Here is a 5,552-nt window from a genome sequence, read left to right on the forward strand (position 1 = left end):
ATCATGATGAGGTAACGATCCGATTTAGTCCTGAAATTATGCCGTATTTAATCAATTTAAAACAAAATTTCACGCAACACGCTTTGTCTGATCTTGCAGAACTCAATAGCAAGTATTCCATTATTTTGTATCGTTGGTTATCTATGAATTATAACCAATACGAGCATTATAGTTACAAGGGCGGGCGCCGAGAAGAACAAGTGGAAGCCTACCGCAATCCTTCAATTTCCATGCGAGAATTACGAGAAATGACGGACACGGTCAATGAATACAAATTATTCACTAACTTTAGCAAGAAAGTTTTAGATAAACCCCTTGAAGAAATCAATGATCGGACCTCATTTAATATTGCCTATGAGAAAGTGAAAAAAGGTAAAAGCATTGATTCTATTGTCTTTCATATCACGAAAAAACGTCGAGCAGACGATAACAGTTATAAGCTAGAGGACAAGACCTACAAGGAAGCGAAAGCCGAAAAAGAATTATCAAACCAAACACTTGCAGGTAAAGCGTTAGAAAGTAGATATACAAGGTTATTGCTTGAAAATTTCCTTTTATCGCCTTATGAAATGACAGATACATCACTTATGGCTGGCTTGCAAAAAAATGTTTATCCAAAGTATGACGAACTCAAAACATTACGAGGACTTGAGGGGGTCAAAAAGCACCTCTCATACGTTCGTGAGAAGCAAGAACCTTATTCAAAAGGGAACGTTGCAAAGTATCTTAAAAAGGCAGTTGATCAGTATTTGCCAACTGTGAAATTACAAGACCTTGACCAACCAGAACGTGCAAGTGTTCGAGGTAAAGGAGCAAGCCATGAGTGAGAATCTAAAAACGATCAAAGAGCTTGCGGATGAGTTGGGTGTATCAAAAAAGAAAATTCATTATCAAGTATCTAAATTAGATAGTAATTTGATACAGAGATTAGACGGTACTATCTATCTTAACAACGCTGCTATAAAAGTGATTAAAGGGAATATTGGATATGTCCCTAAAACTAAATTAGATAGTGTTGGTGTCCAAAATAGACAGTATTTAGATACCAAATTAGACACCGTAAATACAAGTTTAATTGATGAAAAAAATGAACGAATCAATTATCTAAAAGAGCAAATAAAGAATAAAGATAATCAAATATCTGTTAAAGACGAACAGATAAAAAGTTTAGTAGACGTACAAAAACAAACTCAAAATCTTTTAGATCAGCAACAACGACTAGCCTTACAAGATAAAAAGTTGTTAGAAGAATACAAAGCAGAAAATGACAGCTTAAAAGCTCTCAAAATGCCCTCACAGGAAACAGAATTCAAACACTTAGACAATCAATATAAAGATGAAGTGAACGCTCTTAAAGAGAAGTTGGAAAATTTGCAGGAACAAATCAAAGATCAAAAAAGGATAGAAGAACAAGAAAAACCAAGAAAATGGTGGGGACTATGGCGAAAATAGATGATTCAGTTAAAAAGAAAGTTCCAGAATTAAGGTTTCCGGGATTTACGGATGATTGGGAAGAGCGTAAGTTAGGAGAATTATCTAATATTGTTGGTGGTGGAACACCAAGTACATCGAACCCTGAATACTGGGACGGTGATATTGATTGGTATGCACCAGCTGAAATTGGAGAACAAAGTTATGTTAGTAAAAGTAAAAAGACTATTACTGAACTAGGTCTAAAGAAGAGTTCAGCTCGAATTTTACCAGTAGGAACCGTCTTATTTACTTCTCGTGCTGGTATCGGAAACACCGCTATATTAGCCAAAGAAGCTACAACTAATCAAGGGTTTCAATCAATTGTTCCTGATCAAAATAAACTTGATAGTTATTTTATTTTTTCAAGAACTAATGAGCTCAAGCGATATGGGGAAGTCACCGGTGCAGGATCTACTTTTGTTGAGGTTTCAGGTAAGCAAATGTCGAAAATGTCGATTATGGTACCTGAACTTTCAGAACAACAAAAAATCGGGTCATTCTTTAAACAGTTAGACGATACTATCGCTCTTCATCAACGTAAGTTAGATTTATTGAAAGAACAGAAAAAAGGCTTTTTACAAAAGATGTTTGTTTAGGGTCTATAATTATAAATTAGAAAATACATTAGAAGCTGGAGACGAGATTGTCTAGATAATGTGCGAGATAAAATTTTTAGCAGGTTATCATACATAAGACAAAATGTTTTTAAAACTGATAACGTATTTATTCCACAACAATTACGCATTTATTTTTGAGAAAAATATAAAGCAGGAGGATTACAATGCTGAAAACTTATTCTTTAACAAAAAATACATTATTAGTTTCGTCAGAATCAAATATCAAAAATTCGTCTGTTGTTTATGTTTATGGTGACGAACGAGAATATATCGAATCTTTTGAACATAGATCTGACTTTAACATAGACAATATACTAACGTTTGATGATCGAGTTGCATATGACACGATGATAGATCAGAACGATGAAAAAAGTTTGCTCGTAAGTTATTTGTTTCCCGAGATACATGAAGGTGGGCATCTAGATAATCTGACGACATCTGTTGTTTTCTTGGTATTTAAAAATAAGTTGATAATTTTTACAAAACAAAAATTAAAATTCATTCCCGAACTCTTATCCAATATGGTTTTACATGATGTCGATAATTTCATGCAGGAAGTACTTTTAAAGATCATGCAAAAAGATTTCCATGTGATGCTTGACGACCTTCGTGGAGTCAAGGAAAAAATTGATGATTTAGACTCAGAAATATCAACGTCCGGTTCACTCAGACCAACGTTTGGTGATTTATTGACTCTTCAAAAATACATGATAGCTTTGTCAACAACCTATGGCGCTAATCACAAAGCGCTGGATTTCATTAAAAAAAATTTTACAACTATTAATGATATTGATTTTACCACCCAAAAAATAATTGATGAGATATACAATACAAGCGACACAATGGATAGAATTATTTTAGGTTACAGTCAATATTTGGATTATTTGGAAAATATGATAAACAATATGATTTCGTATCAGCTAAACATGATTATGAAAACTCTAACAGAGATATCAATCGTTTTGACTATTCCAGCAATCATTTTTGGTTTTTGGGGAGTCAATGTCGATGGCCCGTTTGAAAAATCTTCTTATGGTGTTTTTGCTGTGCTGATTATCTCTGTTATACTAAGCCTAATTTGCTGGTTTTTGCTGCGACGCAAAACATATTTGTAAAGTATTTGTGATACCCCAATATGATTTAAAGCAGAATTTCTTTGTTGACTTATTAAAAGGCTGGTTCCTTTCAATAATTTATTAGCATCAGCGGCTTCCTTCACAGTATGAGAGTTAGAATATTCAAAGATAGCCATATATCCTCTGACAATTGATATGTTGATTAAATGGTCACATGATAAGGGTATAAACGAAAAGTTGTTTGGGATGCCAGACTAGGGACTATACTAGAAAACATCAGTACATTCCTTAGCTCAGGGTCTATAATTATATAATCGCCCCTGTGAAAACCTATTAAAACAGTCCCCGTTATCTACTAGGTAGATAATGGGGGCTGTTTTTTTGTTTAAATGGTATAATGGATCATATATAGCAGGACTATTATTTCAAATCAAGCAAGGATTTAACCCAAAGAAAAAACGAAACCTACCTAACAAACTTTATTTAGCAGATTTAGAAGTTACAGCAAAAGACGTGTATATTAAAAAGGATTTTGCTAATAAAACGGCTGAAACCTTTGATATGAGCGGTACCGACAAAATGGCAGCCCGACAAGGTTTCCGTTATATTCTTTATAAAAGTGTTTAGCAGTTGGGAATCGTTGACAATTTAAAAATTTGTCTGCAGCTTCTTTTCTTTTAGTCTAAAATAGAGGTTAATAACTAACAGGGGAATTACTAAATGATCAAACCCGAAAAGACAATCAATGGAACCAAATGGATTGAAACGATTCAAATCAATGCCGAAGAACGGGCAACCCTCGAAGATCAGTATGGCATCGATGAAGATATTATTGAGTACGTCACTGATAATGATGAAAGTACTAATTATGTTTATGATATCAATGAGGACTACCAATTATTCATCTTTCTGGCGCCGTATGCCCTCGACAAAGATGCGCTGAGATACATTACCCAGCCATTTGGCATGTTGCTCCATAAGGGCGTTTTATTCACGTTTAATCAAAGCGGCATACCTGAAGTCAACACGGCACTTTACTCGGCATTGGATAATCCCGAGGTTAAGAGCGTCGATGCATTTATTCTGCAAACACTGTTTACAGTTGTTGTCAGTTTTATCCCAATTTCTCGCGCCATTACCAAGAAACGCAACTATTTGGATAAAATGTTGAACCGGAAGACGAAGAACAGTGACTTGGTTTCACTTTCATATCTTCAACAGACGTTGACCTTTTTGTCCAGCGCGGTCCAAACCAATCTCAGTGAACTCGATCGTTTGCCAAAGACCCATTTTGGTGTCGGTGCTGACCAAGATAAAATTGATTTATTCGAAGACGTGCAAATTGAAGGAGAACAGGTCCAACGGATGTTTGAGATTGAAACCCAAGTCGTTGACCGAATCGATCATACCCTCAACAGCCTTGCTAATAACAACCTGAACGATACAATGAAATTTTTGACAATTTGGTCACTGACCATGGCTGTGCCAACGATCATTACCGGATTCTATGGGATGAACGTGAAGAAACTCCCGTTAGCCGGGATGCAAGATGCTTGGATGCTGACTTTGGGGATTTCTGTCGCCTTGATTGTGGCGATGCTGATTATGCTGAAGTTCTGGCGGAAGATGTGATGGGTGAGTGACTTGCTGCTGGGTGGGGGACTTTTTTGGAATGTGTATAGTTGAGCAGTTATGCTATTTTGAGCACCCTTCGGCTTCTGAAATACGCTCCGACGACCCTGACCCCGGCCACATAAGACAAAAAATCCAGTAGCGAACGTTTTTTGTTCGTTACTGGATTTTCTGCCTTATGCTCTGGGGTCAACCCGGGTCTTGTCACGTGTTGGTGATCTATTAGGTATCAACTATCTAGGCACACACACCATGCGTAAAACAGGCGCTTATCGGGTCTATACGCAGTCAAACTATAATATTGGTTTAGTGATGAATTTATTAAACCATTCAAGTGAAGCTATGACCTTAACGTATCTTGGATTAGATCAAGCTAGTCGAGAAACGATGTTAGACCAAATTGATTTTGGGTAATGAATGTTTAGAACTTAGTAGTCGTCCAAAAACGACTACTTTTTTTGTTGAATCGTCCTTGGACGATTCGATGCTTTTGACTTGTAAGAACAGAATTGAATGAAGCCATACTGTTCGCATATTTTTAGTGGATGAACAAACAAAATACGAGAGATTTTTTGTTCGTTCATCCAAAAAGAGGGACGATTTCGGAAGAAGAAAATCGTCCCTCTTTTTCTTCTTTTTGTATGACAAAAAGAAAGATCTTTTGCCCATTTTATTTTTATAAAATGGGTAGGTGGCGTTTGCGTAAAGCAAATCGACACAATCCAAAGGGGATAAAAGGGGAAAGTGAAACTTC

General features: G+C 36.1%; 7 protein-coding genes. All 7 read left to right on the forward strand.

Annotation, left to right across the window (positions count from 1 at the left end; all coding sequences use genetic code 11):
• A partial coding sequence (locus AB0M30_RS47310) for a RepB family plasmid replication initiator protein (RefSeq protein ID WP_364599218.1) occupies window positions 1-827 on the forward strand: 827 nt, incomplete at its 5' end.
• 412 nt (window positions 828-1,239) lie between these two features.
• Entirely contained in the window at window positions 1,240-1,452 is a 213-nt protein-coding gene (locus AB0M30_RS47315; RefSeq protein WP_200416660.1) for a DNA-binding protein, read from the forward strand.
• Window positions 1,440-2,069 (forward strand): restriction endonuclease subunit S, encoded by a 630-nt coding sequence (locus tag AB0M30_RS47320; protein ID WP_357056725.1) that lies wholly within the window; start codon window positions 1,440-1,442, stop codon window positions 2,067-2,069. The genes AB0M30_RS47315 and AB0M30_RS47320 overlap by 13 nt, the downstream gene beginning before the upstream one ends.
• A 185-nt stretch (window positions 2,070-2,254) precedes the next feature.
• On the forward strand, window positions 2,255-3,205 hold the full coding sequence (locus AB0M30_RS47325; RefSeq protein ID WP_014570897.1) for a magnesium transporter CorA family protein: 951 nt from the start codon (window positions 2,255-2,257) through the stop codon (window positions 3,203-3,205).
• 327 nt (window positions 3,206-3,532) lie between these two features.
• A complete protein-coding gene (locus AB0M30_RS47330) occupies window positions 3,533-3,793 on the forward strand; it encodes a hypothetical protein (protein WP_351661596.1) in 261 nt (86 codons plus the stop codon).
• 93 nt (window positions 3,794-3,886) lie between these two features.
• Complete coding sequence (locus AB0M30_RS47335) at window positions 3,887-4,798, forward strand: magnesium transporter CorA family protein (RefSeq protein ID WP_010891392.1); 912 nt, start codon at window positions 3,887-3,889, stop codon at window positions 4,796-4,798.
• 545 nt (window positions 4,799-5,343) lie between these two features.
• Window positions 5,344-5,552: hypothetical protein (locus tag AB0M30_RS47340; protein ID WP_364599223.1), on the forward strand; the 209-nt coding region annotated here is incomplete at its 3' end.

It is taken from the genome of Amycolatopsis sp. NPDC051716 (assembly GCF_040681595.1).
GTDB lineage: Bacteria > Actinomycetota > Actinomycetes > Mycobacteriales > Pseudonocardiaceae > Amycolatopsis.

What these genes read in the sequence shown, in the direction of transcription:
- AB0M30_RS47325 (WP_014570897.1), top strand. Translation starts at nt 2,255, where the DNA reads ATGCTGAAAACTTATTCTTTAACAAAAAATACATTATTAGTTTCGTCA.
- AB0M30_RS47320 (WP_357056725.1), top strand. Translation starts at nt 1,440, where the DNA reads ATGGCGAAAATAGATGATTCAGTTAAAAAGAAAGTTCCAGAATTAAGG.
- AB0M30_RS47335 (WP_010891392.1), top strand. Translation starts at nt 3,887, where the DNA reads ATGATCAAACCCGAAAAGACAATCAATGGAACCAAATGGATTGAAACG.
- AB0M30_RS47330 (WP_351661596.1), top strand. Translation starts at nt 3,533, where the DNA reads ATGGGGGCTGTTTTTTTGTTTAAATGGTATAATGGATCATATATAGCA.